This is a genomic window from Microbacterium album, assembly GCF_014643695.1.
GTDB lineage: Bacteria > Actinomycetota > Actinomycetes > Actinomycetales > Microbacteriaceae > Microbacterium > Microbacterium album.
This window is the reverse complement of the sequence record NZ_BMJY01000025.1, coordinates 1-26,561: the sequence shown is the minus strand read 5'-3', so window position 1 is coordinate 26,561 and position 26,561 is coordinate 1. Positions and strand designations below refer to the sequence as shown.

Sequence of the window (26,561 nt, the reverse complement as noted above, 5' to 3'; positions counted from 1 at the left end):
CCTGGCCCGAGCCGTTGGGGCGCGGGATGTAGGTGCCGCCGAAGCGGGTCTGGATCCAGTTGTCCGCACCATCGGGCAGCGTGGCGTCGTACGACGCCATCACCAGCTGGCCACCGTGCCGGACCACCGCGGCGAGGCCGTTGTTCAGGTCCTGCGTGGTGTCCGACCCCGTGCCGTTCAGCAGGCGGTACACCGGGGCACCGGTCGGGTCTGCCACGGCGGGCAGCGACCCCCCGAGCACGAGCACGCCGCCGAGGACGGTCGCGGTGGCTCCGAGGATCCAGCGGTTCTTCTTTTGCATGGGAGTGATCTCCTTGCTATCTTTTCTTCTCATTACGCCCGGCCCCTCATCTCGATTTCCTACGGCGAGGTGGGGGGCCTCCTCATCGGCTATCGGAGCCGCTGAGTGTCTGTGGGAGTTGCGCGAGGCCGGCGCGGCCGCGATCAGCTCATCCGCCGGCGTCCCTTCGCCGGAGGAGGAATGGCGAGGCGACCAGCGCTGCCGCCGCCGCGAGCATCGCCGCGCCGACCGCCCGGGCGGCGGGCGAGCTGACCGCCGCCGTCGGCACGGCGTCGACCGCGTCCGCGGCGGACACGCTGGTCTGCGACTGCTGCAGCTCGGCCGCCGCCGACTCCGACAGCCCGGCGCCGCGCGCTCCCGGCCCGCCGGACCCGGCGGGGCCGTCCACGCCGCCCGCGCCCTCGTGCGGGGCCGGTCGTCCGCCACCCTCGTTCGGGCCGCCGTCGTCGTCCGGGTCCCCGCCCTCCCCGCGCAGCGCGGCCGCGAGCTGCCGGGCCGCCGCGGTCTGCGTCTCGGTGAGGGGGACGTACCCGTCCGGCAGGCCGCCCCGCGCAGTCGCGCGAACGTTGCCCTGCCCCGCGGCGTAGTCGAGCAGGAGGGCGTAGTCGGCACGGGCCGGCGCGTCCAGGCGCGGCGAGTTGAGGTCGACGGCGGCGTACAGCGTGGTGGCGAGCGGGTAGGCGCCGGGCGGCAGGCTCGCGGCGTCGGGCACGGCCATGCCCGTGTCGGGATCGACGGTCGCGGCCGCGACGGCGGCCGCGACCGTCCCGTCGCTGTACGGCACGAACTCGCGGGCGGTGCGCACCGTCTCGGCGGTGGTCGTCTCCTCCAGCGGCAGCGCGAGCTGCGCCGCGTGCAGGCCGAAGTGCTCGGCGGCCGACGCGGTCACGGGGCCCAGGAGCAACCGCCCAGTGAGAAGCGGCAGGAGGGGCGGCTCGGCCGTCCAACCCGCGAGGCTGTCCTTGTCCCACCGGTTCGTCATCCGGCGATCGACGTTCGCGATGCGCACGGCGTTGGCCTGGAACGAGGCGGAGTAGGGGTGGAAGCTGGTGGAGTCGATCTGCATGCCCCGGTAGTCGGTCGCCGCGGTGGCGGCGGTCGGCACCAGCGACTGGTCGATCTTCGGGAACGCGTCCGGCGGGGCGCTCAGCAGGTCGTAGCCGCCGCCCGCCGCGTCATCGTGGTCGGGCGGGAGGTAGTACCGGTTCACGGTATTGCCCCACGGGTCGGGCTCGCCGCGCAGGAACGCCACCGCGTCGGCGTCGGCGAGCACGTACTCCCAGAGCTGCGCGATCGCGTCGTCGCCGTGCGGGCCGACCACGACCCAGGCGTTCTCGCCGCGGTCGACGCCCTCGCCCGGCCCCCTTGGGGCGGGAGGGTTGCCGAGGGCTCCCCACTCCTCGTCGTCCACGAGGTGGTCGAGTCTCAGCGCCGCGAACGACTCGCTCACGCGGTTGGCGGCGTTCCAGGACGCGTTGATGTACGGCACGTTGCCGCGATAGGACTGGGTCAGCAGCTTGGCGATCAGGCGGGGGGTGAGCCGCACGTCGGAGTAGACGGTTCCCTGCTGGCTCTCGGCCACGAAGCCGATCACGAGGGCGGTGTTCGCGAGCGGAGCGTAGCGCACGTCGGCCTGGGCCAGGAGCGACGGGTCGGTCGGGCCGATCGTGCGCTCCGTGAGCGGCCGGGACACGGCGACCATCCCGGTCTGGCCGGTCAGCAGCTGGGCGCGCGCGAGGTTGCCCGTGTTGGTGGTGAGGTTGAAGGCGGCGCCGTCGGCGCCGGCGCACAGCCGCGGCTGCCAGGACGACAGGGCGTCGCTGACGAGCTCGCTGCCGACCACCCCGCGTTCGGCCGAGCCCGGGGGGCACGACAGGTAGGGGTCGTCGAAGTCCAGCGGCACGACGACGCGGTTGTCCCAGAAGCTGCAGTCCGGGGAGAGCGGCTCGCCGATCTGTATCGTTGTCTGACGCCCGTACGAATTGTCGGGCAATGGACGGCCGCACACCGGGCCGTCGGGCAGGGCTCCGGAGTGGCTGCCGCGCGGCACCACGACCAGCCAGCAGCGCTCGCCGGCGGCCGACCGCCGGTCACCGCACCCGAGGTACGGCTGCGCGGCGCCGGACTGCACGACGAAGTTCGTGCGCGCCGTGCCGTCGGCGGCGACCGGGACGAAAGGCCGCTCGTTGGACGTCGAGGCGGTGAAGAAGTGCTGGATCCCCTGGGTCGGGAAGCCGCTGGTGCCGGGGCCGCCCGGGTAGATCTGCTCGGGCGCGGACACGTCGCCGGTGACGGCGCGGAACGGCACTCCCCCCCGGCCGATGATGGAGTTCGAGTCGTCGCCGAACAGGTTTCGGATCGTCGGGGGGATACTGCCGCCGACCTCCTTGTTGGAGTATCCGCCCCACTGGCAGGTCTGCGCGAAGTCGTCGGCGAGCGGGTCGGGCCCCCAGCACTGGAACACGTGCAGGTAGTTCCGCACGCCCTGGCCTGTTGTGCGGACCGTGGGAGCGAGGCCCTTGGCGGTGACGGTCACGGCCTGGTCGCGGAGCCCCCGCGTCTGCGACACCGTGACCTCGAGGTCCTTGAAGTCGTTCCAGTGGCCCGATCCCGCGTCCCCGCCGGCGCCGGCGCCGTCGCTCGTCAGCGCCGCGTGGTCGGGCTGGTAGCGCTGGAGGTCGGGCGCGTTCCCCCCGGCCCACTTCACCGTGACCGCCGAGTCCGTGGCCTCGGTCGCCTGCGCGGCGGGGGCGGGGTGGGAGAGCGATACCAGGCCGGCGGCCACCGCGGCGGCGGCCAGGAGCGCGGTCCAGCGGCGCAGGCCGGTGCGTGGGATGCGAACGACGGATGCGGTCACGGTGTGTCCCCCTTTCAGCGGGTCGGGCGCGGGGAGCCGCGGGTCGGGGTGGGCAGGAGGGTCTTGCGGGCGCGCTTGCCCAGCAGGGGCGGTGCGACGGTCGCGAGCAGCAGGCCGCTGCCGGCGCCGAGGATCGCCAGCGCGGGCACGACGCCCGGCTGCGAGAACGGGAGCTGCTGCGGGGAGCCCGACAGCACGAGCGGGCCCGACACGGCGCCCCCGCCGATCGCGTCGACGTCCGCCAGGCCGAGACCATCCACCCCGTCGCCCCCGGCGGCGTTGTCTCCGGCCCCGGGCGAGCCGCCCGCACCGCCGGTGCCAGCGCCGCCGCCCTGACGGCCTCCGCCGCCGGCCTGCTCGCCGCCCTGGTGCCCGCCCCCGGCGCCGCCGCCCGTGGGCGTGTCCTGCGCGCCGCCCGTGCCCTCCGCGCACTGCGCGGGGCCGCCCTTGCGGTCGCAGTCGGGCGGGAACGGCGTCTCGTTCGCGACGCGGTTGGTGCCGTCGGGGCTGAACGTGGGGTTGTTGCAGTCGCGCACCGGGTCCTTGACTGCGGGGTCGCCGCCGGGCACCTTGAGCACCTGCTGATAGCCGCGCTGCACGAGGTTGATCGGCAGCGGGCTGTAGCCGAGCACCTCGGCCGACTGCTGCCCCTCGCACAGGAAGTACGCGCCGAAGTCGGCGAGGGTGCGCCCCTTGTTCGCGGTGAACCCGAACTCCAGGGCCGTCGGCAGGATGATGTAGCTGTAGGAGCTGAGCGGGTACGCGCGCGGGTCCTGCGAGGTGTAGACGTTGCGAAGGTCCTGCGTAAGGTACTCCGGCGATGACTCGTCCTCGTTGATGTGCGCACTCAGCAGCCCCACCGCGACGTTGCCGGCGCGGGGCTCGACGTAGTAGCCCGATTCGTTGAGCATCTTCACGACCGGGAAGCCGGAGGCGAGCGCGTACGAGTACTCGACGAACGTGATGGCGCCCGCGGCGTGGGGCTGCGCGACGTAGCCCGCGACGCCGTCGGCGCGCGCGCGTGACACCATCTTCGAGCCGGGCGAGACGGGGTAGTTGCTCGTGACTCCGCAGTGGCCGTTGACCAGGGGGCGGCTCACCTTGCCGCAGTAGGCGTCCCAGATCGCCGGGTGCTGCTGCCGCATCCACATCGTGAACTGCGCGCTCGTTCCCGATCCGTCGGACCGCACCACGGGCACGATCGGGATGCCCGGCAGGTCGAGCGAGGGGTTGTCCCCGGCGATGGCGGGGTCGTTCCAGACGGTGATCTCATCGGTGAAGATCTTGGCGATCGTCTCGCCCGACAGGCGCAGGTTGGTCACCTTCTTGCCTGCGATCGTGAGGTTGTACATGAAGGCGGTGCCGCCCGCGACGATCGGCATGTAGGCGAACTTGCGGTTGGGGCGAGTGTCGGCCTCGTTCGAATTGACGATCGCGTAGGGGATCTCGCTGACGCCGAAGTCGGCCGTGCCGTTGGCGAACGCGTTGCGTCCCTGCGTGGAGCCGTTGCCGTTGTAGTCGATGCGCCACTGGTAGTTGCTCCACACGTTGCGCACCCACGCCTGCAGCGCGTTCTCCGACCACGTCGACCCGTAGCCGGTGATCGGCGCGTGCACCGTGCCCACCGCCTGGGCCGGGGTGAGGCCTCCGACCGCGCCCGTGACGACCATCACGAGGCCCAGCATCACGGCGGCGATGCGCCCCGGCCCGAACACGCGGGCTTCGCGCGACACGCTCATCGGTCCCCCTCCCTGCCGTACCGGGAGCGTGCTTCTCGCTCGTAGCGCTCCACGAGAAGAGGGGCGATCAAGTCAGCGTAAGCGTCCAGCTCCTCCTGGGAGACCGGCTCGTACACGAGCACCACCATGTCCGAAAGCAACTCGGTCGAGAATTGAAGGATCCGCATCTCCGGCCACTCGCTCTCGCTCATCGGCCCGCCTCTCTCGTCGGTCGTGCTTCGCCGCCAGGTGCGAACCCCGTGGGGGCGAGGTCGTGCGCCGCGCGGGCCTCGATGCGCTCCATGTCCTGCGCGCTCTGGCGCCGCACGCGGGCGAGCTGGCGGGGCGAGAGGATGCCGGGGCCCTTGCCGCCGATGATGCGGGCGAGTAGGAAGAGCAGGAACACGAGGGCCATCAGCACGGCCGCCGCGCCGAAGCCGCGCGCGATCTGCGTGGGCTCCGGGCTCTTCACCAGCGTGAACGTCGCGAACGGCAGCGACACCATGGCGCCGCTGAAGGGGTTGGCGTTGAAGAACGTCGTCCAGCCGGCGGTCAGCAGCACGGGGCTCGTCTCGCCGATGCCGCGGGCGGTGCCGAGCACGATCGCGGTCATCAGGCCCGACTTGCTCGTGGGCAGCACCACGTGCCACACGGTGCGCCAGTGGCTCGCGCCCGTGGCGAGCGACGCCTCCTTCAGCGTCTGCGGCACGAGGCGCAGCACCACGTCGGCCGAGCGGATGATGATCGGCAGGATCATGATCGTCACCGCCAGAGCGGCGGCGAAGCCCGACTGGTCGAAGCCGAACATCAGGATGTACGTGGCGTAGATGAACAGACCGCACACGATCGAGGGCAGCGCCGTCATGGCCTCGCACACCGTGCGCACCAGGCGCGTGAAGGGCGAGGGGAACTCGGCCATCATCACCGCCGTGAGCAGGCCCAGCGGGATCGAGATGGCCAGCGCGATCGAGATCATGATCAGCGTGCCGAGCGCGGCGTGCGCCATGCCGCCCTGGGTCAGCGGCTCCAGCGGCCCCGTGACCGACAGGTCCTCGACCCAGAAGTTCGGCTGCAGGAAGGCGTCCGACCCGCGCACCAGGGTGAACACCACGACCACCGACATCACCAGCAGCAGCAGCAGCGCGGCGGAGTGGATCACCACGGCCATCACGCGGTCGACGATCGTCACCCGGTCCTCGTCGAACGAGATCAGCACGACGAAGAGCGCCAGGAACAGGACGTAGGCGATCAGCGCGAACGGCAGGACGCCCTGGAAGGGCAGCAGCTGCGTGAACAGCCACCCCGTCGCGGTGAGCGCGCCGAGCGCGGCGCCGACGATGCGCAGGATGTCCTCGCGACGGATGACCGACAGGTCGCGGCGCGCCTCGGGGCGCGTGACGTGGAGGCGGCCGTCGCGGCCGGGCACGTGCGTGCGGGTGATCCGCCCGGGCAGGGTCGCCCGGCGCTGCACCCGGTCGGTGACGATGGACGACGCCGCGGAGGGCGGGGCGTCTGCGGTGATCTGCGTGGTCATGTCGGTCTTCTCAGCTCGATGCGCCCGAGCGGGAGCGGTTGACGATGAAGCCGGCAGCGAAGTTCACGGCCATGGTGATCAGGAACAGCACTAGGCCCGCCGCCATCAGCGCGCTCAGCTCGAACGGCGACGCCTCGCCGTAGCGCAGCGCGATGAGCGAGCTGATCGAGTTGGTGCCGGTGGCCAGCACGTGCCAGTTGATGACGAACACGGGCGAGATCACGAGGTAGACCGCGATCGTCTCGCCGAGTGCGCGTCCCAGCCCGAGCATCGTGCCGCCCACGATGCCGCCCACGCTGAAGGGGTAGACGACGTTGCGGATCATCCCCCACTTCGTCGAGCCGAGCGCGAGCGCGCCCTCCCGCTCGCCGAGCGGGGCCTGGCTGAACACCTCGCGCATGATCGAGGCGGCGATCGGCGTGACCATCATCGCGACCACGAGGCCCGCGAGCAGCGCCGATGCGGTGAACACCGTCGGCGTGGCCAGCGGGTCGGTGTGATCGAACTGCGGCACCGAGAAGATCGGGATCCAGCCGAGGTAGGTCGAGATCCACTGCGCGACCGGCAGCAGGTTGCCCTCGAGCCAGAACATGCCCCACAGCCCGTACACGACCGAGGGGATCGCGGCCATCAGGTCGACGATGTTCGTCAGCAGCCGCTTGAGGCCGGCGGGCGCGTACTCGGAGATGTAGGTGGCGACGCCCAGCGCGAGGGGCAGCGCGACCGAGATCGCGATCAGCGCGATCACGATCGTGCCGAACAGCACCGCGGCGATGCCGAAGCGGCCCGAGTTCGGCTCCCAGTCCGTCTCGGTGAGGAACGAGAAGCCGGCCTCCGAGATGGCCTCCGCGCCGCGCAGCGCGAGGAACACGCCGACGAGCGTCATGATCGCCAGCACGATCACGCCGCCGCCGTGCGACGCGCCGCGGAAGAAGTTGTCGGAGAGCCCGCGCACCGTCGGCAGCGCGCGGGGGCGGTCGCCGCCATCCCCGCCACCGCGGCTCTCGCCGTCACGGCGGGCCGCGTCGCACGGGGGCTCCGCGGGGGGCGCGGCGCCCCCGGCCGGCTCCGGCTCGATGCCCAGGCGGCGGAAGGCGTCGCGCTCGGCACGGATCTCGTCGGTCTCGGGCATGCTCTGTCCACCTCCCATCAGGGCGTGCGGGGGCAACGGCCGGAGACGAGCCTCCGACCGTGTGGTCTGTTTCCGGGGGAACCGGGATCTGGGTCCGAGCTGGGTAACCGCTGGGCGGGAGCTCGACACGGCTCATGTTGCCTCAGCCCGGCGGCGGTTTGCAAACCGTTTCGTCGGTTCTGCCATGACGATTCGGCAAGCGGAAGGTGAACGCCAGGGAAACCACTTTGGGCCATGCGGATTCGGCCATCCGGCGACGGAGGGCCGGATCCCGCGGGACGTCAGGCCTTCTCTCGCTCGGCGGGCAGGACGCCGCACCGACCGGAAGGTCGGGAAAAGTCTCAACCCGAACTCGAAGCGAATTGTCGCGATCGGGTCGCGTGACGGCGGTGGCGGCGTCGCGGCGGACGACTCGGTCGGTAGCGGGGCGGCCCGTCAGCGGGCGGTGGCGCGCAGCCCGGGCTCCAGCAGCGCCCACAGCGCCGCGGCGCGCCCGGCGGCGGAGCCGGCAGTCTCGTGCTCGGCCGGCAGCACGATCACGCCGAACAGCGCGTCGACCACGGCGAGCGCCGCGGCGCGGATGTCGATCGCGTCCGAGACCTCGCCGTCGGCGATCGCCTGCTGCAGCGCGCGGATCGCGAAGTCGCGCCAGGCGCCCACGCCGGCCGCGTGGCGCGGCTGCGGCAGCTCGCCCGCGATGCGCAGCACGGCGCGCGCCCGCACCTCCGCCTCCGCGTGCGCGGCCGCGCCGGCGAGGAAGCGGCCGATCGCCTCGAGCCCGCGGCCCGACGCCGACACGTCGTCGATCAGCTGCTGCCAGCGACCCGACTGCTGGTCGGCGAGCGCCTCGGCGATCTCCTGCTTGCTCGTGAAGTGGTGGTAGAGGCCACCCTTGGTGGTGCCTGCGCGGTCGAGGATCAGCTGGATGCGCGTGCCCTCCAGGCCGTGCAGCCAGAACTCGTGCGCGGCAGCGTCGAGCACGACGTCACGCGTGCGCTCGGGGTCGCGGACGCGCGCGGCGGGAGGACGCATGCTCACGGCGTCACCCCTCCCGGTCGTCCTGTCACCCGGACAGGCTATGCCATATGACGCATCGTTACGTCCGTTTGGCGCCCCAGCGCGATCCGTTTGGCTGCTCGTTGCCAGCCGTTCGGCTTCCCAGGACATCGCAGGCTCCCGGATGAGGCACGCTGTACGTGTGTTCGAGAGGATCGTCCGCGCCCCGGCGCCCGTGGATGCCCCGGCGCGCCTGCTCCTTCCTGGGTGGATGTGGGCGGCCGTCATGGCCGTGCTCTCCGCGGCCTGGTTGCTCGCCCGGGTCGCGCTGGAGACGAGCTTCTTTTCCCCCGACAACGGCTTCCCCGGCATCAGCGCCGCGAGCGTGTGGGGCATCGCGTCGCTGCACGTCGCCCAGTCGCTCGCCCTCGTGTGGCTCGCCAGGCATCCGATCGCCGTGTTCACCGCCGTGTACATCCTGCATGTGGCGGCGATCGCTCTCGTCGTCGACCGAGGCCTCGCCGTGAGCGTGACCTTCCTGTTCACGACCTTCGCGGTCACGGCGCGCACACCCCCGCGAGTGTGGCTCACCATCCTCGGAGCAGCCGTGGCCCTCGACCTGGGCATCTACCTCGGGCTGGTGCGCGTGTTCGACAGCGCGTTCGACCTGACCACGAGCATGCGCCTCATCCTGCGTATCCTGCCCGATTATCTGCTGCCGCTGCTCGCGGGGGCACTCTACGCCTCGCAGCAGGCGCGGGCGCGGGTGGAGGCGGAGGCTGCCGAGATCCGCGCGCAGGCGGCCCTCACCTCGGAGCGATACCGGATGGCGCGGGAGCTGCACGACGTCGCCACGCATCACCTCTCGGGCATCATGCTGCAGAGCAAGGCGATCGGGCATCTGCGCACGTCGAGCCCCGAGGCCGTCGACGCCGCGGTGGACGCCATCGCCGAGGAGAGCGAGCGCGCGATGCAGAGCCTGCGCGATGTCATCGCCGTGCTCCGCGACGGCGACACCGATTCGCTCAACCTACCGTCGCTGGGCAACCTGCCCGACCTGATCGACTCGGTGCGCGCGCTGCATCCGGGGCTGGACCTGCGCGTCGAAGGCGACCTGAGCCGGCTCTCCCCCGCCGCATCGCTGGCGTGCTTCCGCATCATCCAGGAGTCGCTCACGAACGCGCGCAAGCACGCCCCCGGCGCGCACGTCACCATCCGCGTGCGCCGCACGGCCCGTGAGGTGCTGGTGACCGTCGCGAACGCCCGGCCCGACACCAAGCCCGACGCCACGCCCCAGCGCCGCGACAGCAAGGGATACGGACTGATGGGTATGGAGGAACGCGCCACCATTCTCGGCGGGCGCCTGCACGCCGGACCGACCGCGGACGGCGGCTGGGAGACCCAGGCGTCGCTGCCCGCCGACAGCCGGAGCGTGCCGGCGTGATCCGCGTGCTCATCGTCGACGACCAGCCGGTCGTCCGCAGCGGGCTCGCGATGATGCTCGAGGGCCGCGCCGACATCGCTGTCGTGGGCCAGGCCGGCTCCGGGCCCGCCGCCCTCCAGGCGATGGAGCGGCTGCGGCCGGGTGTCGTGCTGATGGACCTACGCATGCCCGACGGTGACGGCATCGCGGCGACGCGCGCGATCACGAGCGGCGACCACACCGCGCACGTCATCGGCATCACGACGTTCGACCTCGACGACGAGGTGTTCGGCGCCATCGAGGCGGGGGCGACCAGCCTGCTGCTGAAGGACTTCAGCCCCGACGAGCTCGCCGAGGCCGTGCGCATCACCGCGCGCGGCGAGTCGGTGATCACCCCCTCGGTGCTGCGCCGGGTGCTGACAGAGTTCGGCCGGCGCCGCACGGGCTTGCGGGTCGACGAGCCGGCGCGCTCCGCGCTCACCCCGCGCGAACGCGATCTCATCCGCGGCATCGCCGAGGGCAAGTCCAATCGCGAGATCGCGAAGGACCTCTCGATCACGCCCGGCAGCGTGAAGAACGCGATCGCGCGCATGCTGACCAAGCACGGCCTCGCCACGCGCTCCCATCTCATCTCGTGGGCCTTCCGCAACGGCTACATCGCCTGAGCGCGGGGCGGAGACACCGGGGCGGTGCGGGTGCCGTGCGGCAGTCGGAGCCGAATGGCACGGGGGCGAGCCGAACGGATGCGAGTGAGCCGAATGGCTCACGGAGAGCCGAATGGCTCATCGAAACTGCTCACCGATGGCACGTGTCCCCGGGGAGAGCTTCCTCCGAGAATGGGTACGGCGACGCTGGCTCGAGCACCCGACGAGTACCCGACGGCGTGGCCGGGCGCGGACCCGAGCGCCGTCTCGGGCGCTTTCTGGGAGGCCTCATGGATCCGAGCTACGCGAAGTTCGCGCGCGCTCATCCGCTCTTCTACGACGTGCCCGGCCCCTCTCGTGCCGCCCCGCTCGCACCGGCCGAGGAGATCGACTGGACCGGCTGGGTCCGAGCCGAGAACGAGGTCTGGGTGTCCTGGCGTCCCGCCGACACGACGCTGCCGCCGCAGGGATGGAAGATCCACGTCGCGGCCACACCGGAGACGATCGACCGACTGCTGCGCGAGGTCTCGGCGTACTGCGGAGCCCAGGAGATCCCGTTCAAGCACCTCCGTGACCGCGAGGCCGTGCGGATGCAGAACGCGAAGGATGCGAGCCGCGGCGCCGCGGGCAAGGCCCTGACGGTCTACCCCCGTGACGACGAGCAGCTGCACCGCGTGCTCCTCGACCTCGACGCGCGCGTCGGAGGCACGCCGGCGCCCTACGTGCTCTCCGACCTGCGCTGGAAGGACGGACCCCTGTTCGTGCGCTACGGCGCGTTCATCCCTGATTGGACCCGCGACGACGACGGCCGCCTGATCCCCGTTCTGCGCGCGCCCGACGGGACGGCGCACGAAGACCGCCGCGACGCCGGATTCATGCCGCCGCCCTGGGTGGCCGTGCCCGGCTTCCTCCAAGAACAGCAGCGACTGCTCGGCGACGGCAGTCGGCCCGAGGGCTTCGCGTACCAGGACATCCGCCCGTTGCACTATTCGAACGCAGGCGGCGTGTACACGGCCGTCGACGGCACCGGCAACCGGGTCGTGCTGAAGGAGGCGCGCCCCCACGCGGGCCTCACGCCGGACGGACGGGATGCAGTGACCCGGCTGCACCACGAAGCGGCGCAGCTCCGCGCGCTCGCCGGGCCCGGCGTCGTGCCCGTGCGCGAGGTCTTCGAGCTGGACGGGCACCACTTCCTGGTGCTGGAGCACGTCGAGGGCCAGAGCCTGAACCAGCAGATGACGGCGCGCACCCCGACCATCCGCGCCGACGCCTCTCCCGGTGACTACCTCGTCTACCGCCAGTGGGCGCTCGCGATCGCGGGAGAGGTGGACGCCGCCATCCGGCGCGTCCACGCCGCGGGCTCCACCCACGGCGACCTGCACCCCGGCAACGTCCTCGTCACGCCGGACGACCGCGTCGTGCTCATCGACTTCGAACTGAGCCGCCCCGCCGGCGACAACGCCCGCCCCGAGTTCGGCGCAGCCGGCTACGTCGCGCCCGATCGCCGGGGCGGGGTCGACGCAGACCTGTACGCGCTCGCGTGCATCAAGCTCGCCCTGTTCTGCCCGCTCACCGTGCTGCTGCCCCTCGACCCGGCCAAACTCGACGAGCTGCTCTCCTACGCGCGGGAGCGGTTCGCGCTCGACGACGCGTGGCTCGACGAGCTGCGCGGACCACTGACGACACCCCCTCCGCGTGGATCCTCCCGCCTCGCGCAGGACGCCGACGCGGTGCTGCGCGCCTGGGACGTCACGAGCGACGACGGCATGCTGGGGATCCAGGTCATGATCGGACGCTCGCTCGGCGCGTCCGCCGACTTCTCCCGCGCCGACCGCGCCTGGCCGGGCGATCCCGCGCAGTTCCCCGACAACGCGGCCGGCCTCGCCCACGGCGCCGCGGGCGTCCTCCACGCCCTCGACGCGTGCGACCTGGGCGTCGATCCGATCGGGGTGATGTGGCTGAACGCGGCGATCGACGAGCAGCTCGCCGACGACGCCCCCGCACGGCTCGGGCTGTACGACGGCCTCGCCGGGCTCGCCTGGTGGGCGCGGCAGCGCGGTGACGACTGCCGCGCCGATGCCCTGCTCACCCGGATCCGCGCCGCCGAGCCGGAGGAGCTCGGCGACGACCTCTACGCCGGGCTCCCGGGCGTCGGGCTGCTCTATCTCTCCGAGCTCGCGCGCGACGCGCGCCTTCTCGGCCCCGCGCGGCGCATCGCACGCATCCTCCGCCGCCGCCGCGACGCCGCCGCCTCCGGCGACAAGCGCGGTCGAGCCGGCCTGATGTGGGGGGCGACCGGCACCGCGCTGTTCGCGCTGCGGTTGTTCGAGGTCACGCGCGACGCCGAGCACCTCCACCTGGCGATCGACGCCCTCGACGCCGATCTCGCGCGCTGCCGCACGGCGCCGGACGGATCGCTCCAGCTCGACGACGGCCGCCGGCTGCTGCCCTATCTCGCCGAGGGGTCCGCGGGCATCGGGCTTGTGGCAGCGAGGCTGCTCTGCCACCTTCCCGATTCCGATCGCTACCGCGAGGTCGTGGCGGGCGTCACGGCCGCCGCCAGCACGGACTTCACGATGGAGCCCGGGCTCTTCCGGGGCCGCGCGGGGCTCATCCACGTCCTCGTCGCCTTCGACCGGCTCGGTGTCGCCTCGCCGCGTGCGCTCGACGCGCTCGATGAGCACGTCCGCGCGCTGCGCCTTCACGCGCTTCGGCACGGCGTGGGGATCGCTTTCCCCGGCAGCCACCTGCTGCGGCTCTCCTTCGATCTCGCAACCGGATCCGCAGGGGTCCTGACCGCACTGCAGGCCTACAGCGCCCACTGCGAAGGCGCCAGCCCCGTCGGCCCCGCCTCCGATCTGATTCCACTCCTTCTCCCCGACCCCGTTCCGAGCCCCGCTCGCGAACCCGCCCCCCGCACCGCGGTGAGGAGGTGAACCCATGCGCTCCACGCAGTTCCTCCTGAACCTGCAGTCGCTCGATGCCTCGGCTGACCTGGACTACGCGCCCGCCGCGCTGAGCACGTACAGCCTGACCTGCCCGCAGCTGAGCACGCACTCGCTCACCTGCTGACGATCCCGGGTTCCGCGGCCGTCGCGTCCCGTGCGACGGCCGCGGACCTCGCGTGTCGGCCGCCTCCCGCGGCCCCCGGCACGCACCACGAGCCACCCGGGCCGGCCCCCGCGCCGCGGGGCCGGCGGGCCACGGGCCCCGCGCTGCGCGGGCCCCGCACGGGTGACATAACGCACACGGGGCGGGCTGGTCGGCAAGGGGGGCTGGGCCGCCCGCCCCGTGTGTGTCTCCCCCGCGCGCGGGGGCGCGTCCGCGTCCTTGTCACCTATCCGCGGACATCCCCCTCGCGGGCGAGGAGATGCGCCACATCGAGGACGCCCCGTCCCGAGCGACCCTCGATCCCGCGCATCTCCTCGTCCTTTGCGCGTGCGGTCCTCGGCGCGGATCGCACGGGGCCGGGCTTCGGGATCCGCCGAAGCGAAAAGCCTCTGTCGCCCGGTCAGGCTCGTGGAGGACCAGCGAGCGTGTCGCTGGCGCTCCATAGACTGTCAGCCGATAGGCGCCCCACGACGAGACGAGCGGAGGTGAGCAAGATGGCCGTGCGGGTTGACGTCGCCCCCGCCCTGCTGCACTGGGCGGTCGAGCGCGCGGGCTGGGACGCACAGACCGCCCGACGGCGCGCTCCCAAGCTCGATGAGTGGGAGGCAGGCACCGTGCGGCCGACGTTGAAGCAGTTGGAGAAGTTCGCCCACGATACTCACACCCCGTTTGGCCTACTGTTCCTCACCGAACCCCCGCACGAGGAGGTCCCGATCCCGGACATGCGGACGATCGGGAACGCGGCCGTGCCCCGCCCCTCGGCGGATCTGCTCGACACGATCTACCTCTGCCAGGCGCGTCAGGAGTGGTACCGCGCGTACGCGCAGGACAACGGCGTCGTGGGTCCGTCCTTCATTGGTTCCGCTGTGACCGACACGCGCCCCATTCTCGTGGCCGGTGAGATCCGTGACGAACTGGGGTTCGATCTGGCAGAACGACCAAAGTTCTCGAACTGGGAGGAAGCCCTGCGGAGATTGATCGACCGCATCGAGAACATTGGCGTCCTCGTGATGATCAACGGCGTCGTCGGCGCGAACACACACCGCAGGCTCAACCCCGAAGAGTTTCGGGGGTTCGCTCTCACCGACCCGCGCGCGCCTCTGATCTTCGTCAACGGCGCCGACACCAAGGCGGCGCAGATCTTCACCCTCATCCACGAACTGGCACACCTCTGGCTCGGCAAGAGCGCGCTCTCGGATGCCTCGATGACGGCGTCGGACGGCACCGCCGAGGAGCTGTGGTGCAACCAGGTCGCCGCCGAGGTCCTCGTGCCGCTGGCGGCGCTGCGCAGCGACTACCGCGGCGCGGCCACTGTCGAGGAACTGAAGCGTTTGGCCAGGAGGTACCGGGTGAGCACGCTCGTGATCCTCAAGCGGTTGTTCGATGCTCAGTTCTTTACATGGGAGGACTATCGGGCGCGCTACTCCGAGGAACGGGACCGCGTGATGGCCGAGTTGGCACGGCGCGGTGAGTCCGGCGGCGGCAACTATTACCACACGCAGCCGATTCGACTCAGCCGGCTGTTCGCTCAGGCCGTGATCGCGAGTACGTACCAGGGTTCCACCACTTACCGAGAGGCCTATCGCCTCCTCGGCACGAGGCAGCACGCGACTTTCGAGAACCTTGCGGCGGAGTTGGGAGTGACCTGATGTACCTGGTGGACGCGAACGTGCTCATCGAAGCCAAGAATCGCTACTACGCGTTCGATATCGCGCCCGGCTTCTGGGACTGGCTCGATCGTGCCCACGATCAGTCGCTGGCCTGCAGCATCGACCCTGTCCGCGACGAATTGCTCGACGGGAAAGACGAGCTGGCCGACTGGGCGCGGGACAACCCGGCGTTCTTCCGCGCGGTCGACCAGCGCACAACAGACCACTTCGGCGACTTGACGGCGTGGGCCACGTCCCGGAACTACACCCAGGCCGCTCTCGCCAATTTCACCGGCAGCAACGCCGACTATCTTCTCGTGGCGTACGCGCGCGCCCACCAGCACACCGTCGTGACTCACGAGCGGTCTCAACCCAACGCTAGGGCCAGGGTGCTCATCCCTGACGCCTGCCTCGGCATGGGGGTCAGCGCGACCGACACCTTCGAGATGCTCCGCCAGACCGGTGCGCAGTTCGATCTGAGACCCGCCGTACCCGCCGCGTAGCCCTCCCGTCGACGAGCAGCATCGCGTGAGCTGGCTGATCAGCGAGACCCGCGATGACGTCGATGAGTGCTCGCCGCGACGTGATGATCTCGATCTCGAGGTCGTCGAAGTCCCCTGTCATGCCGACACCGCCAGCAGTGAGCGGAGCGTATCCTCAGCCTTGTCGGGCTCCCGGCCGGAGCCCGCGAAAGCGTCGAGCACGCCTTGCGCGCGTGAGACGAACCGGATGCCACCATCGGTTTCCACGCGCGCGAGTTCGTCACCACCGGGAGCGATCAGCAGGACGCCACGGCCCGCCGCGACCTCCTCCAGGCAGAGCCGGGTCACGGCCAGGCTCGGATCGTCGACGTAGATCACGGGGCTCACCGCTGTCGCGGTCGCCCGATCCGGGCGGGCGGCGATGAGCCCGGAGACGGCGTAGTCGATGTTCTCCTCCCCCAGCCGCTGTGCGAGGGCGCGCCACCCGTCGGGTGCGGCGACGTTGCGGCGGGCGACGTTGCGGCGGGCGATCTTGCTGGCGTTGCCCGCAGCGACCGCGACGCTCACCACGTCATCCGCGTCTGCCCGCTCAGACAGCCATCCTGCGCGCGCCCACCGGCCCAACCACTGGTTGACGACCGAACTCGCCGTCGGCTGGTTCCCTTCGGTCGGAGCAAGCGCGCCCGTCAGCGCTGCGGTTACGGGGGCGAGCAGCGCTTCGAGCACGGGCCGGGCAGCGGTGATCGCTGTGGGGTCGCCGGCGGAGACCACGGCATCCCCGTTGATCCGGTATCCGGTCGCTTCGAGGATGCGCGAGAGTGTCCCCCACGTCGGATCCAGTGCCCCCTGCTCGATCCGCCCGATCGTCGAGGGCGAGAGTCCAGCGAGTTTAGCGAGCTCCTTGCGGGTGACACCGGTGAGCGCGCGCACACGCTTCACGATCGTCGCCGCGTCCACAGCTCACCCTTCGTCGTTTGCGTATATGCAATCGTACCGAGGTGCGGGCCGAGTCAGACCGATTTCGTGGATATCACTTCCCCGTCAACGGGCCGGCCTGTGACCTCGCACCGCGGGATTCGAGCCGGAGGCTCACACCGCACGCGCCACGCGCAACCCCGATCTACAGGGTCGTCAGCGCCAGGAGCGCGGCGCACGCCGCGAGGAAGACCGGCAGCGCGGCCCAAGCGGCGCCGCGCGAGATCCAGCAGCGCCGTCGCAACAACCTCATCCGCTGGGTAAACTCCCGAACCGCGTAGCGAACCTCTTCACCAGCCGCCCCCACTGCCGGCAGCTGGGGGCCGCTCCGTTGCCGTCTCGGCCTCACGCCGCCGCCACGCTGAGGACGGGATGCGCGCGACGGCCGCGGGATCGTGGGGCCGGTGAGGCGCTGCGGCGCAGAGTCGCCATCCGTGCCGTTATGATTTAGGCACCTAAGTCATAATTTCGGGAGGGCCGAGTATGACTTCTTGGCCGGCCGTGACCTACGAGACGCTGCGGTGGGACCCCCTGCCCGCTGAGACGATGGGGCCAGGACTCTCCGCGTACGTCGGGGGCTCCCGTCAATACGCAGCGGCCGTCCCCCCGCCGATCGCGCGCGCCGACCTCAAGCTTCCCGCCGCTGCGCTGTCTGCAGCAGACGACGCCACGCGCGAGTTGAGCCGCTTCGACGCGGAGCTGGGCCATCGCGTGTCGGCGTTCGGCCCCGTGCTGCTGCGCAGCGAGGCCGCTGCCTCGTCCCAGATCGAGCAGCTGACTGCGAGCGCTCGCGCGATCTTCACAGCCGAGCTCGGCGCCAGACGAGCCCGCAACGCGACGCTCATCGCCGCGAACACGGCCTCCCTGCAGGCCGCGATCGAGTCAGCCGACGCGATCAGCCCTGAGGCGATCCGGCAGATGCACGCCGTCCTGATGGCCGAACTACCCCGCCACACCCCCGGTCAGTGGCGACAGGAGGCCGTATGGATCGGGGCGTCGTCACGGTCCCCGATCGGCGCGGACTACGTTGGGCCGAGATGGGACCGCGTGCCGGCGCTCATCGACGATCTCGTGGCGTTCATCCGGCGCACCGACATCACCCCACTCGCGCTCACCGCCGTGGGGCACGCGCAATTCGAGACGATCCATCCGTTCACCGATGGCAACGGCCGAACGGGCCGCGCACTCGCGCAGGCGATCTTGCGGCACCGAGCGGTGACCCGCAGCGTCGCGGTGCCGGTCTCGGGCGGCCTGTTGGCGGACGTGGACGGGTACCATCACGCTCTCACCGCGTACCGGAGCGGGGACCCGGAGCCCATCGTCGCTCGATTCACAGAGGCGAGCGTCCGCGCCGTCGCCAATGCGCGCGAACTGGTGTCCGACATCGACGAAGTCCGCGCCGGGTGGCGCGAGCGCGTGCGCGCCCGCAGCGACAGCGGCGTATGGCGTGTCCTGGAAGTGGTCGCACGGACTCCGGTGGTGGACGCAGCACTCGTCGCGCGGGAGCTCGGCATCCGGCCGCAGAACGCGTACCCTCTGCTACGCGAGCTGACCGAGCAGGGCGTGCTCACCGTGAAGGCCGAGCACCGTGCCGGCACGTTCTGGCGCAGCGACGAGATTCTGCACGCGGTCGACCGCTTCGCCGAGCGCGCAGGACGACGACAGCGCGCCGGCTCGTGAAGACCTGATCCTCGTTCGGTCGCAGAGGACCATCGGGCGCGCTACTCCGAGGAACGGGACCGCGTGATGGCCGAGTTGGCACGGCGCGGTGAGTCCGGCGGCGGCAACTATTACCGCACGCAGCCGATTCGACTCAGCCGGCTGTTCGCTCAGGCCGTGATCGCGAGTACGTACCAGGGTTCCACCACATACCGAGAGGCCTATCGCCTCCGCGGCACGAGGCAGCACGCGACTTTCGAGAACCTTGCGGCGGAGTTGGGAGTGACCTGATCCGCCGCGTAGCCCTCCCGTCGACGAGCAGCATCGCGCGGCGGATGCGAGGCCTCCGCCCACGCCGCCACGCTGTTATGACTTAGGCACCTAAGTCATAACAGCGGGCGAGCCGGGTATGACTTCTGGGCCGGCCATGACCTCCGCACCGCGGGATTCGAGCCGGAGGCTCACACCGCACGCGGCACGCGCGCAACCCCGATCTACAGAGTCGTCAGCGCCAGGAGCGCGGCGCACGCCGCGAGGAAGACCGGCAGCGCGGCCCAGGCCCGGGTGAGGGTCGGCGACGGTCGCATACGGAAGTGGGCCGGGAGCCGGCGCCGATCCAGCTCGAACGTGCCGTCCCCGGTCGGCCGGATCGCTCCGGCGGGGTCGAGGTCGCCGACCGGCAGGCGTCCCTGCGCCAACGCCTCCTCCGCCCGGCGGACGAACACCGCGGCCGTCTGCGAGCTGGCCGCGGTGTAGATCACACCGGCGGCGTACGGGACGCCGAGCCCGGCGGCCAGCATGCACAGCCAGATGCCCATGTCGGCCATGAGATCCACGACGGAGGTCACGCTCAGCACGATCACGACGGCGGCTGCGCTGATCGCCAGCACCTCCATCATCATCACGACAGTGAGGATGACGCCGCTGATCCGCGCGTGCCGCGGCGCCCATGTCGCGCGCACGATGCGGTCGAGCTGGGCGATGGACTGCGCGTCGGGGACGTCGAGCAACCTCTCGGGGACGTCCTCGACCGACCCGGGTGCCGGTGCGCGCTCCATGTCGCGGAGCGCGTCCTCGGCGTCCTGCGCGCACCGACGCCGCACGCCGCGCAGCCGCATGACCGCATAGACGGCGAGCCCCGCGGCTGCGACCATCGCGTACCCGTGCCCGATAAAGGTGACCGTGAGCGCGACCCACGCGACGGCGAGGTCGACCACGAGGCGCCCCGGACCGATGGTGCGGGCGAACACACGCTCGGTGCGCGTCTCGATGCGCCTCAGCTCGTCCGCGCGCGTCAGCGGGGCGTGCGCCTCCTCGCCGGCCGGCACCGTCGGGTACATGATGGCCGCAGCCTATCGGACGCGCCGGACCTCAGCGAGGAACAGCGCAACCTGCTGCGGGAGGCAGGAACAGCGCTCCCGATCGTGATCATCGACGGCGGCCGGGACAGCTGGCGCGGATTCCGGCCCGACAAGACCGCCGAGCTGGCGTAGCGACGTAACCGACTTTTGGACTACACTACTATTGATGGCGATCGAATGGCGAAGCAGCGCATTCAAGCACTACCCGCAGGAGGATGCAGAGCACGCGATCCGTCACCGCAAGTTCGTGCTGGAGCACTTCGATATCGACATCGAGGACGGCAAGCCGTTCGATCTGTTCATCGGCCCCGCCCGCGACGGGCGGATGCTCGAGGTCTTCATCAACAGGAGCGCTCCCCCGGTCGCCAAGGTCTTCCACGTACTGCACCTGAAAGACAAGACGAAGCGACGAGCACGCGAGATCATCGAACAGAGGAAGGGGCAAACGCCATGACCACCCAGCCCAACCCCGACGAGGAGGCCCGCTACGCGGCCTTCGCTGCGCGCATGGACGACGGTGACTTCGGCCCCGTCCTGCCCGGCCCCACACCGCAGGAACAGGCACAGCTGGACGGCATGTTGACGGACATGGACCGGCAGCTCGACGTCCGCGACGTCGACGAGATTGGCGCCCCCACTCCTCCGATGCCCCCGGCCCACGAGATCGTCAGTGAGGCCGAGGTGGACGAGCTGATCGAAATCGCCCGCGGGCTCGGCCGCCCCAGCGTGGGCAGCACGCGGCCGCGGGGCGAATCGCCCAAGCTGCAAGTGCGCCTCCCGCACGAGCTGGACGAGCAGCTGCGACGCCGCGCCGCGGCCGAACACCGCCGACCGAGCGAGATCATGCGCGACGCTCTGGCGCAGTACCTCCGCGCCTCCTAGCTCGCTGATACCTGAACCTCACGAGAAGATACCCGCGTCGAGAACGTCTACATCAGCGAGGACGAATCCGACTGTGCTGTGATCGCGAGCGACGCGGCGTCCCGCTCACAGGTGCATCTGTGCGCCGGTCTCAGCCGGGGCCGGCGTGCTCCGCGAGCTGCGCCGCCACCCGCTGCACATACTGGCGCACGAACTCGATCAGCGCTTCCTCCATCGCCGCGGGGTCGTGGACCGACTCGGGCTGGATCCACCACTCGACCGCCACGAACGCCTCCCGCGACCCTTCCCGGGGCGCTTCGGGCGCATCCTCACTCCAGAGCGGCGCCAGCGCGAGCACGATGCCGCTCTCCATCCCACCCACGCGCAGCGGCGCGTCCGGAAGCCCCGGCGAGCTCGTATCGAGGTACGCACGCATGCCGGCCTGAGCGGGCAGTTCTCGCGCGGCCGGGCGATCCGACAGGCTGGTTTCCAGACGTTCGGCGGGCGTGAGGTCGTCCTCGAGAGTGTCGAACTGAATGAACGCGCTCAGGTGGCTGCTCCTCTCCCGCACCCGGGATCCGCCGTACGAGCAGGTGGCATGCGCATGCCGGGTTCCCCGGGCGTGATGGATCAGGTAGTCGATCGCCAACGCATCGAGCACCGCCGGCTCCGGGCACGCCTCGCGCAGCTCGATCCAGCGGTCCGGATGCGGCACGGGCCGGTACGTGGGCGGCGGCGGAACGCAGCCGGACAGCACGACGGCGAGCGCGAGCAGGGCGACGATACCCCGCCAGTCGCGATTCACGCGGGTACCCTACCGAACCTCGGTGCGGCCACGGTTAATCGCCGCCCGACCCCGGCGAAAGTCCATCCAAAAGGATGGGTGTGCCCCGCGCACCGGGCGTGGAACACTTCGAGTGTTTCCCCCGACTGCGACCCGGCCGGCAGCCGCGGTCCGACCCAGGAGGCCCTGATGACCGCCCGGCCCACCGGCTACCGCACGCTCTCGATGCTGGTGGCGCTGACGCTCGTGCTGCCCGCTCAGCTGGTCCCTGCGGGTGCCAGCAGGGCAGCCGAGCAGGACGACGAGATCACCTGGGCAGACGACGTCCCGCTGATCGAATCGCCCGAACTAGAGCCGGAAGTGCCCACACTTCCAGCCGGGCGCGAGAGCGCCGGCACCTACCCCGAGCCACACGAAGGCACCAAGGACGGGGCCGCGCCCGAACCGGACCGGGTGGAGGTCGTCGAGGAGCGCGCCGCGGATCGCCGGGTCTTCGAGCTGCCTGACGGGAGCCGGGAGGTCGAGTTCTACGCAGGACCGCGGCTGTTCGAAGAACCCGATGGCTCGTGGGAGCTGATCGATACGGAACTCGTTCCGGATCAGGACGGCGCGGTGCTGCGATCAGCCGCCAACTCATGGACGGCGCGCTTCGCACCGGCGACCGAGGGCGGCCTCACGATCGAGGACGGCGAGACCTCCGTCACCCTCGATCCCGTCGCGCCCGAAGCGGTTGCTCCTCAGGCAGACGAGGAGGAGGCTTCGACGGCCGTCTACGACGATGTGTGGCCCGATGCCAAGCTCGAGTACACGGTCGGTCAGACAACTGTCCAGCAGCGCCTGGTGATCGATTCCCCTGAAGCAGGCCCGCGCTTCAACCTGGAACTGCGTGAGGCTGCCGCCCGAGCAGGTGAGGACGGCATCGAGCTCGTCTCGGGAGACCGTGTGTACCTCCTGTCCGAGTCGACGGTCACTGATGCAGAGGGCAACGATGTGACCGAGGCGGCAAAACCCACCGTTTTGATCGAGGACGAGAGCTCACTCGCGATCACACTCGACGCCGAGTGGTTGGCGAGCGCCGCCAGCAGCATCTTCCCGCTCAGCGTGTCGACGGCGCTGGTCGTGACGCTTCCCGGGCCGTGGGCGGCCCGCGCGGAGAGCTACAACAACGGCAACGCCCGGTAGTGAACGGCGACCTCTTCCGAATCGGTCGGGACGCCAATGGGCTGACCTGGCGCGGACGCGTGCTCTTCGACTATGCGGAGTATCTCGAGAAGAACGTCGGCCACAAGTACCGCGTCACCGGGGCTTCGATGCGCATCTTCCGCGACGCGAGCGACCCGACGCCAGGTGGCGGACAGGCCACTCCCTATGAATCGACGATGGGGTCCTATTTTGGCGTGACTTCCGCGCGGGTGGACAACGGCTGGGGGAACATCCCCACGCAGTACGAGGGGCCGACCGGCCGCGTCATCGTCTGGGAGGAGCCGACGTTCGAGACCTGGCTCTCGCGGCTCGTGAACGGCTGGTTCGACAAGGGCCTCGAGAACCGGTGGATCGGTTTCGTGGGCGACGAGTCCCGGAACGGCACCATGCGCACCTACTGGCCCAGCCTCACCCTGCGCATGGAGGTACCGCCGCCCACGACGCGCCTCGAAGCGCCCACTGCGGCGGTGTTGCCGACACGCACGCCGACCCTGGTGGCCACGCCCGTGTCGGCGGACCGAACCGTGTATTACCGCTTCGAAGTGTCGACGGGGCGAGGGGGCGGCGTCGCGTCCGTCGTCTCGTCGGGATGGACCACCGAGACCACCTGGACGGTGCCGGACCACGCCCTGCATGAGGGCGCCACCTACTTCGCCCGTGTGTACACGTCGTTCGACATCACGCACCCAGATCTGCCCCACGTGCCGCGGTACATCGAGCCGTTGAAACCGGACGCCGCCACGGATCGCGAGTTCCGGATCGATCTGAAACTCGGGAGCGGAGGACCGGCTCCGACCGAGGACGCCGGGAGCGTGCCCGGAGTGACGGAGACGCCGTCGGAGGGAAGCCCCGCTCCATCGGTGTCGGGCGCCTCCGTGAACGCGAATCTCGTCAACGGCAACGCGGCGGTCTCGGTCCCGACTGGCACTCTCGCCACGGTCGGCGGAGAGATCGCTCCATCACTCGTGTACAACTCACGCGGCGAGTCGAGAGCAGGGCTCGTCGGCGAGTACTTCAGCAACCCCAAGATCGCCCGCAGCTTCGACGCCCCCGGAGTGCACAAGCGGATGCAGCGGGTGGACCCCCTGATCGATTTCAACTGGCTCGATGGATCACCCGCCGTCGAGAGCCTCGGCGACGGTCCCTTCCTCGCCCGGTGGAGCGGTTACCTCAGCATGCCGCTCAGCGGCTCCTGGCAGATCGGCCTCGCAGTCACCGAGCTGCGGGGCAACGGGGGCGCGAGACTCTATCTGAACGGTGAATCCTCACCAGCCGCCGACGCGTGGGTGAGTCCTCGCGGCAGCGCGTGGGAGATCACCCATCTGGCGCCCGCACGTTCCTTCACGCCGGGCGCGAAGGTGCCCATCCGCGTCGAGCTTCGAGGCGAGGCCGGCGAGGCGTCGATCCGACTGGTGGCGAAACGGGGCAACGATGTATACGTCGTTCAGCCGGGTTGGCTGAGCCAGGACAGCGCGATGCTTCCCGATGGCTGGCAGCTATCGACAGGCGCGGGCTCCGTCGCATGGGTCGGTCTCACGGATCTCGGTGACGAAGTCGTCCTCCGCGCCGCCGACGGCAGCGGGCACGGCTTCCGCCGCACCTCCGCGCGCGGATACGCGCCGCCGGCCGGCAGCAGCGACCACCTGACCGTGGACGGCGAAGGCCGGTTCGCGCTACAGACCAGCGGACTCCTGTACACATTCCGGCCCGACGGGCAGCTTGAGCAAGTGACCAGCATCACCGACGTTCGAACCCCCGCAGCGCCGATCTTCGGGTACAGCGGCCAGATGCCCCGTCTGACGTCGGTGACAGATCCGGTCTCAGAGCGTTCGGTACATCTCGACTACGCGCCGAACGGGTGCAGCGGCCCTTCCGGCATGCTCTGCCGAATCCGCTTCTGGGACGGCGCGCAGTCCGTCCTGTCCTACGACGGCTCCGGTCGGCTCATCCGGGTCAGCAACACCGGCGACCGCAGCAACGACCCTGACGGCCGCGCACTTCTGTTCGACTTCGGCTACGACGCGCAGGGAAATCTCACCGCCATCCGGGACCCCCTCGCCGCCGACCTTATCGCGGCAGGGCTGCGGACAGACGACGACGGAGTGAGGACCACTCTGGAATACGACGATCAGAGCCGGCTGACCGCGATCTCCAAGCCCGAGCCGTCCGAGAACCAACCTCGCGCCCGCACCGACTACCGGTACCACGACAGATCGGACGACACGGGCATCGCCACGACCGAGGTCTTCCTGGACGGCTTCGAAGGTGCGCGTGACGGAGGCTGGGCGCGCCAGGTCGCTCACGATGATCGAGGACGGATTGTGCGCGACGCCAGCTCTTCCGGCGAGACGACGGTGTACGAATGGGACGATCATGACCGCGTGGTGAGCCGCACGGCGCCAGGCGATCTGCACACCGTGTACGCCTACGATGTCGCGGGCAGGCTCACCGACACCTGGGGGCCAGCGCCCAGCTCGGACTTCGTGGATGGGCGGCCTCGGGATGGTGCGGAGGTGCCGCATACGAAGAATGAGTACGACGCCGACATGACCCACCTCGCGGTGGCGTACTGGGACAACAGCTTCCTGACGGGAGCGCCGGCGGCGTACGGCACCGGTCTGCCCGGCGACACCCTGAGGGTCTCGTGGGAAGACACGTCTCCACCGGTCGACCCCGGCGAGGACGGAGGCTGGTCAATGCGGCTCACCGGCGAGATTCGCCTTCCGCAAGCGGGAAGATTCTCCTTCCGAAGCTCAGCTGCGGGGCAGGAAGTGCGCGTCTGGATCGACGATGTTCTCGTGGTCGACAGCTGGCGGGTCGGCGACTGGTTGCAAAGGGGCCTCCTGTACAGCGGCGAGTATCTCGCCGAGCGTGGCGGCTGGCATCGGATCCGTGTCGACTACCGCAGCCCCGTCTTCTATCCGTCGGCACGGCCTGAAACCGCGCTCACCTGGGTCGGGCCGGGGTTGCCTCGCCGGTTCGAGGACTCCTATATCCCTGTGGACCACCTGCGGCCCGCTTACGGCCTGCTGACCCGCACGACCGATCCAGATGGGAGAGTCACCGAGACGCAGTTCGCGGATCCGGACGCGCACATCGGTCCGGAATACGGGCTCGCGACCGCGACGATCCTCGATCCAGATGGGCTCGCGCTCGCGACGCGAGCAGGCTACGAGGATCCCACCCAGGGAGGTTTCCTGCGGCAGACGACGCGAACTCTCCCTGCTGGCAACACTTGGGCGACGGAGTACTACGACGGAAACGAGCGCCCCATCGCCTCTGTGTGCGGGGTCCGGAATGACACTCCCCAGGGGGGATTCCCCAAGCAGCGCACCGGGCCCGCGCCAGGAGGGCGAGCGGCGGAGGCGCGCGTCGAGCAGTTCGTGTACGACGCGGCGGGGCGCCAAGTCGGCTCGCGGACAGGCCTCGCCGGGAGCATCGGTTCAACTGAATGGGAGTGCAGCTACTTCGACTCCCGCGGCCGGATCCTGACCCAAACTTGGCCGGGGACCGACTACGCCCCTTCCAAGACCGTGGACTACATCTATGCGCTCGGGGGCGACCCGCTCTTGAGCGCCGTGAGGGAGGACACAGCCCCGGCGCCGCACAACGAGATCGTGAGCCGCGTCGACCTTTCTGGACGTGCCGTGAGCTACACCGCCAGCGGCTTCACAACGACCACCGAGTACGACCGCCTGGGCCGGACAGTCAGAGTGAGCGGGCCCGCCGGTGACATCGAGTACACCTATGAGAGACACACGGCACATCTCGAAAACGTCAGCGTCGACGGAGTGGCGTCCCGCATAGTGGTGTAACCGCTCGGTGGCCGGCCCCGTTGTGAACGTGGGCGCGGTCACCGTGTGATCCTTCG

The 26,561-nt window shown here is 70.5% G+C and carries 22 protein-coding genes; 12 read left to right on the top strand and 10 right to left on the bottom strand.

Annotated features, from left to right (window positions below):
* From IEX37_RS15445 to IEX37_RS15415, 7 genes are all read right to left on the bottom strand, one after another.
* Positions 1-301, bottom strand: a 301-nt coding sequence (locus IEX37_RS15445; protein WP_229663319.1) for a hypothetical protein, incomplete at its 3' end; no start/stop codon positions are given.
* Positions 302-449: 148 nt separating this feature from the next.
* Positions 450-3,158: a hypothetical protein gene (locus tag IEX37_RS15440; protein ID WP_188757268.1), complete on the bottom strand. Its 2,709-nt coding sequence runs from the start codon at positions 3,156-3,158 to the stop codon at positions 450-452.
* Between the two features lie 14 nt (positions 3,159-3,172).
* Positions 3,173-4,897, bottom strand: a complete 1,725-nt coding sequence (locus IEX37_RS15435; protein ID WP_229663318.1) for a phosphate ABC transporter substrate-binding protein PstS — start codon at positions 4,895-4,897, stop codon at positions 3,173-3,175.
* A complete protein-coding gene (locus IEX37_RS15430; RefSeq protein ID WP_188757267.1) occupies positions 4,894-5,088 on the bottom strand; it encodes a hypothetical protein in 195 nt (64 codons plus the stop codon). Before IEX37_RS15430 ends, IEX37_RS15435 begins: the two co-directional genes overlap by 4 nt.
* Positions 5,085-6,410 carry a phosphate ABC transporter permease PstA gene (pstA, locus tag IEX37_RS15425; protein WP_188757266.1) on the bottom strand — a complete coding sequence of 442 codons (1,326 nt, stop codon included), beginning with the start codon at positions 6,408-6,410 and terminating at the stop codon, positions 5,085-5,087. The genes IEX37_RS15430 and pstA overlap by 4 nt, the downstream gene beginning before the upstream one ends.
* A 10-nt stretch (positions 6,411-6,420) precedes the next feature.
* On the bottom strand, positions 6,421-7,542 hold the full coding sequence (gene pstC / locus IEX37_RS15420; RefSeq protein ID WP_229663317.1) for a phosphate ABC transporter permease subunit PstC: 1,122 nt from the start codon (positions 7,540-7,542) through the stop codon (positions 6,421-6,423).
* A 435-nt stretch (positions 7,543-7,977) separates the two neighbouring features.
* The gene (locus IEX37_RS15415; RefSeq protein ID WP_229663320.1) at positions 7,978-8,574 is read right to left on the bottom strand and encodes a TetR family transcriptional regulator; all 597 of its coding nucleotides are present in this window, start codon (positions 8,572-8,574) and stop codon (positions 7,978-7,980) included.
* Between the two features lie 166 nt (positions 8,575-8,740).
* Here IEX37_RS15415 and IEX37_RS15410 point away from each other — a divergent pair, with 166 nt between their 5' ends.
* The 6 genes from IEX37_RS15410 (at position 8,741) to IEX37_RS15390 (ending at position 15,868) form a co-directional block, all read left to right on the top strand.
* The gene (locus IEX37_RS15410) at positions 8,741-9,982 is read left to right on the top strand and encodes a sensor histidine kinase (RefSeq protein WP_188757264.1); all 1,242 of its coding nucleotides are present in this window, start codon (positions 8,741-8,743) and stop codon (positions 9,980-9,982) included.
* Entirely contained in the window at positions 9,979-10,626 is a 648-nt protein-coding gene (locus tag IEX37_RS15405; protein ID WP_188757263.1) for a response regulator, read from the top strand. The genes IEX37_RS15410 and IEX37_RS15405 overlap by 4 nt, the downstream gene beginning before the upstream one ends.
* Positions 10,627-10,895: 269 nt before the next feature.
* The gene (lanKC, locus tag IEX37_RS15400) at positions 10,896-13,541 is read left to right on the top strand and encodes a class III lanthionine synthetase LanKC (protein WP_188757262.1); all 2,646 of its coding nucleotides are present in this window, start codon (positions 10,896-10,898) and stop codon (positions 13,539-13,541) included.
* 4 nt (positions 13,542-13,545) lie between these two features.
* Positions 13,546-13,677 (top strand): hypothetical protein, encoded by a 132-nt coding sequence (locus IEX37_RS16085; protein ID WP_268236551.1) that lies wholly within the window; start codon positions 13,546-13,548, stop codon positions 13,675-13,677.
* Positions 13,678-14,210: 533 nt separating this feature from the next.
* On the top strand, positions 14,211-15,365 hold the full coding sequence (locus IEX37_RS15395) for an ImmA/IrrE family metallo-endopeptidase (protein ID WP_188757269.1): 1,155 nt from the start codon (positions 14,211-14,213) through the stop codon (positions 15,363-15,365).
* On the top strand, positions 15,365-15,868 hold the full coding sequence (locus IEX37_RS15390) for a DUF4411 family protein (RefSeq protein WP_188757261.1): 504 nt from the start codon (positions 15,365-15,367) through the stop codon (positions 15,866-15,868). Before IEX37_RS15395 ends, IEX37_RS15390 begins: the two co-directional genes overlap by 1 nt.
* A gap of 117 nt (positions 15,869-15,985) precedes the next feature.
* Here IEX37_RS15390 and IEX37_RS15385 read toward each other — a convergent pair whose 3' ends face one another.
* Entirely contained in the window at positions 15,986-16,804 is an 819-nt protein-coding gene (locus IEX37_RS15385; RefSeq protein ID WP_188757260.1) for a helix-turn-helix domain-containing protein, read from the bottom strand.
* Positions 16,805-17,305: 501 nt separating this feature from the next.
* On the opposite strand from IEX37_RS15385, the gene IEX37_RS15380 reads away from it, so the two are divergent.
* Together IEX37_RS15380 and IEX37_RS16185 are read left to right on the top strand one after the other, a co-directional pair.
* A complete protein-coding gene (locus tag IEX37_RS15380; RefSeq protein ID WP_188757259.1) occupies positions 17,306-18,502 on the top strand; it encodes a Fic family protein in 1,197 nt (398 codons plus the stop codon).
* Between the two features lie 66 nt (positions 18,503-18,568).
* On the top strand, positions 18,569-18,772 hold the full coding sequence (locus IEX37_RS16185) for a DUF8813 domain-containing protein (protein WP_505735618.1): 204 nt from the start codon (positions 18,569-18,571) through the stop codon (positions 18,770-18,772).
* Between the two features lie 203 nt (positions 18,773-18,975).
* Here the strand turns inward: IEX37_RS16185 and IEX37_RS15375 are convergent, their stop codons facing one another.
* Positions 18,976-19,821, bottom strand: coding sequence for a hypothetical protein (locus tag IEX37_RS15375; RefSeq protein WP_188757258.1), 846 nt, complete (start codon positions 19,819-19,821; stop codon positions 18,976-18,978).
* Positions 19,822-20,008: 187 nt separating this feature from the next.
* Between IEX37_RS15375 and IEX37_RS15370 the strand changes: the two genes are divergently transcribed.
* On the top strand, positions 20,009-20,296 hold the full coding sequence (locus tag IEX37_RS15370; RefSeq protein ID WP_188757257.1) for a hypothetical protein: 288 nt from the start codon (positions 20,009-20,011) through the stop codon (positions 20,294-20,296).
* Positions 20,293-20,724: a ribbon-helix-helix protein, CopG family gene (locus IEX37_RS15365; protein WP_188757256.1), complete on the top strand. Its 432-nt coding sequence runs from the start codon at positions 20,293-20,295 to the stop codon at positions 20,722-20,724. Before IEX37_RS15370 ends, IEX37_RS15365 begins: the two co-directional genes overlap by 4 nt.
* A gap of 130 nt (positions 20,725-20,854) precedes the next feature.
* Here IEX37_RS15365 and IEX37_RS15360 read toward each other — a convergent pair whose 3' ends face one another.
* The gene (locus tag IEX37_RS15360; RefSeq protein WP_188757255.1) at positions 20,855-21,508 is read right to left on the bottom strand and encodes a hypothetical protein; all 654 of its coding nucleotides are present in this window, start codon (positions 21,506-21,508) and stop codon (positions 20,855-20,857) included.
* Between the two features lie 210 nt (positions 21,509-21,718).
* Here IEX37_RS15360 and IEX37_RS15355 point away from each other — a divergent pair, with 210 nt between their 5' ends.
* Positions 21,719-22,669 (top strand): hypothetical protein, encoded by a 951-nt coding sequence (locus IEX37_RS15355; protein WP_188757254.1) that lies wholly within the window; start codon positions 21,719-21,721, stop codon positions 22,667-22,669.
* Positions 22,669-26,505, top strand: a complete 3,837-nt coding sequence (locus tag IEX37_RS15350) for a PA14 domain-containing protein (RefSeq protein ID WP_188757253.1) — start codon at positions 22,669-22,671, stop codon at positions 26,503-26,505. The genes IEX37_RS15355 and IEX37_RS15350 overlap by 1 nt, the downstream gene beginning before the upstream one ends.
* Positions 26,506-26,561 lie beyond the last annotated feature (56 nt).

Coding starts and splice junctions, on each gene's coding strand:
- IEX37_RS15415 (WP_229663320.1), bottom strand. CDS start 8,574: ATGCGTCCTCCCGCCGCGCGCGTCCGCGACCCCGAGCGCACGCGTGAC.
- IEX37_RS15380 (WP_188757259.1), top strand. CDS start 17,306: ATGACTTCTTGGCCGGCCGTGACCTACGAGACGCTGCGGTGGGACCCC.
- lanKC (WP_188757262.1), top strand. CDS start 10,896: ATGGATCCGAGCTACGCGAAGTTCGCGCGCGCTCATCCGCTCTTCTAC.
- IEX37_RS15430 (WP_188757267.1), bottom strand. CDS start 5,088: ATGAGCGAGAGCGAGTGGCCGGAGATGCGGATCCTTCAATTCTCGACC.
- pstA (WP_188757266.1), bottom strand. CDS start 6,410: ATGACCACGCAGATCACCGCAGACGCCCCGCCCTCCGCGGCGTCGTCC.
- IEX37_RS15365 (WP_188757256.1), top strand. CDS start 20,293: ATGACCACCCAGCCCAACCCCGACGAGGAGGCCCGCTACGCGGCCTTC.
- IEX37_RS15370 (WP_188757257.1), top strand. CDS start 20,009: ATGGCGATCGAATGGCGAAGCAGCGCATTCAAGCACTACCCGCAGGAG.
- IEX37_RS15375 (WP_188757258.1), bottom strand. CDS start 19,821: ATGTACCCGACGGTGCCGGCCGGCGAGGAGGCGCACGCCCCGCTGACG.
- IEX37_RS15435 (WP_229663318.1), bottom strand. CDS start 4,897: ATGAGCGTGTCGCGCGAAGCCCGCGTGTTCGGGCCGGGGCGCATCGCC.
- IEX37_RS15395 (WP_188757269.1), top strand. CDS start 14,211: ATGGCCGTGCGGGTTGACGTCGCCCCCGCCCTGCTGCACTGGGCGGTC.
- IEX37_RS15390 (WP_188757261.1), top strand. CDS start 15,365: ATGTACCTGGTGGACGCGAACGTGCTCATCGAAGCCAAGAATCGCTAC.
- pstC (WP_229663317.1), bottom strand. CDS start 7,542: ATGCCCGAGACCGACGAGATCCGTGCCGAGCGCGACGCCTTCCGCCGC.
- IEX37_RS16185 (WP_505735618.1), top strand. CDS start 18,569: ATGGCCGAGTTGGCACGGCGCGGTGAGTCCGGCGGCGGCAACTATTAC.
- IEX37_RS16085 (WP_268236551.1), top strand. CDS start 13,546: ATGCGCTCCACGCAGTTCCTCCTGAACCTGCAGTCGCTCGATGCCTCG.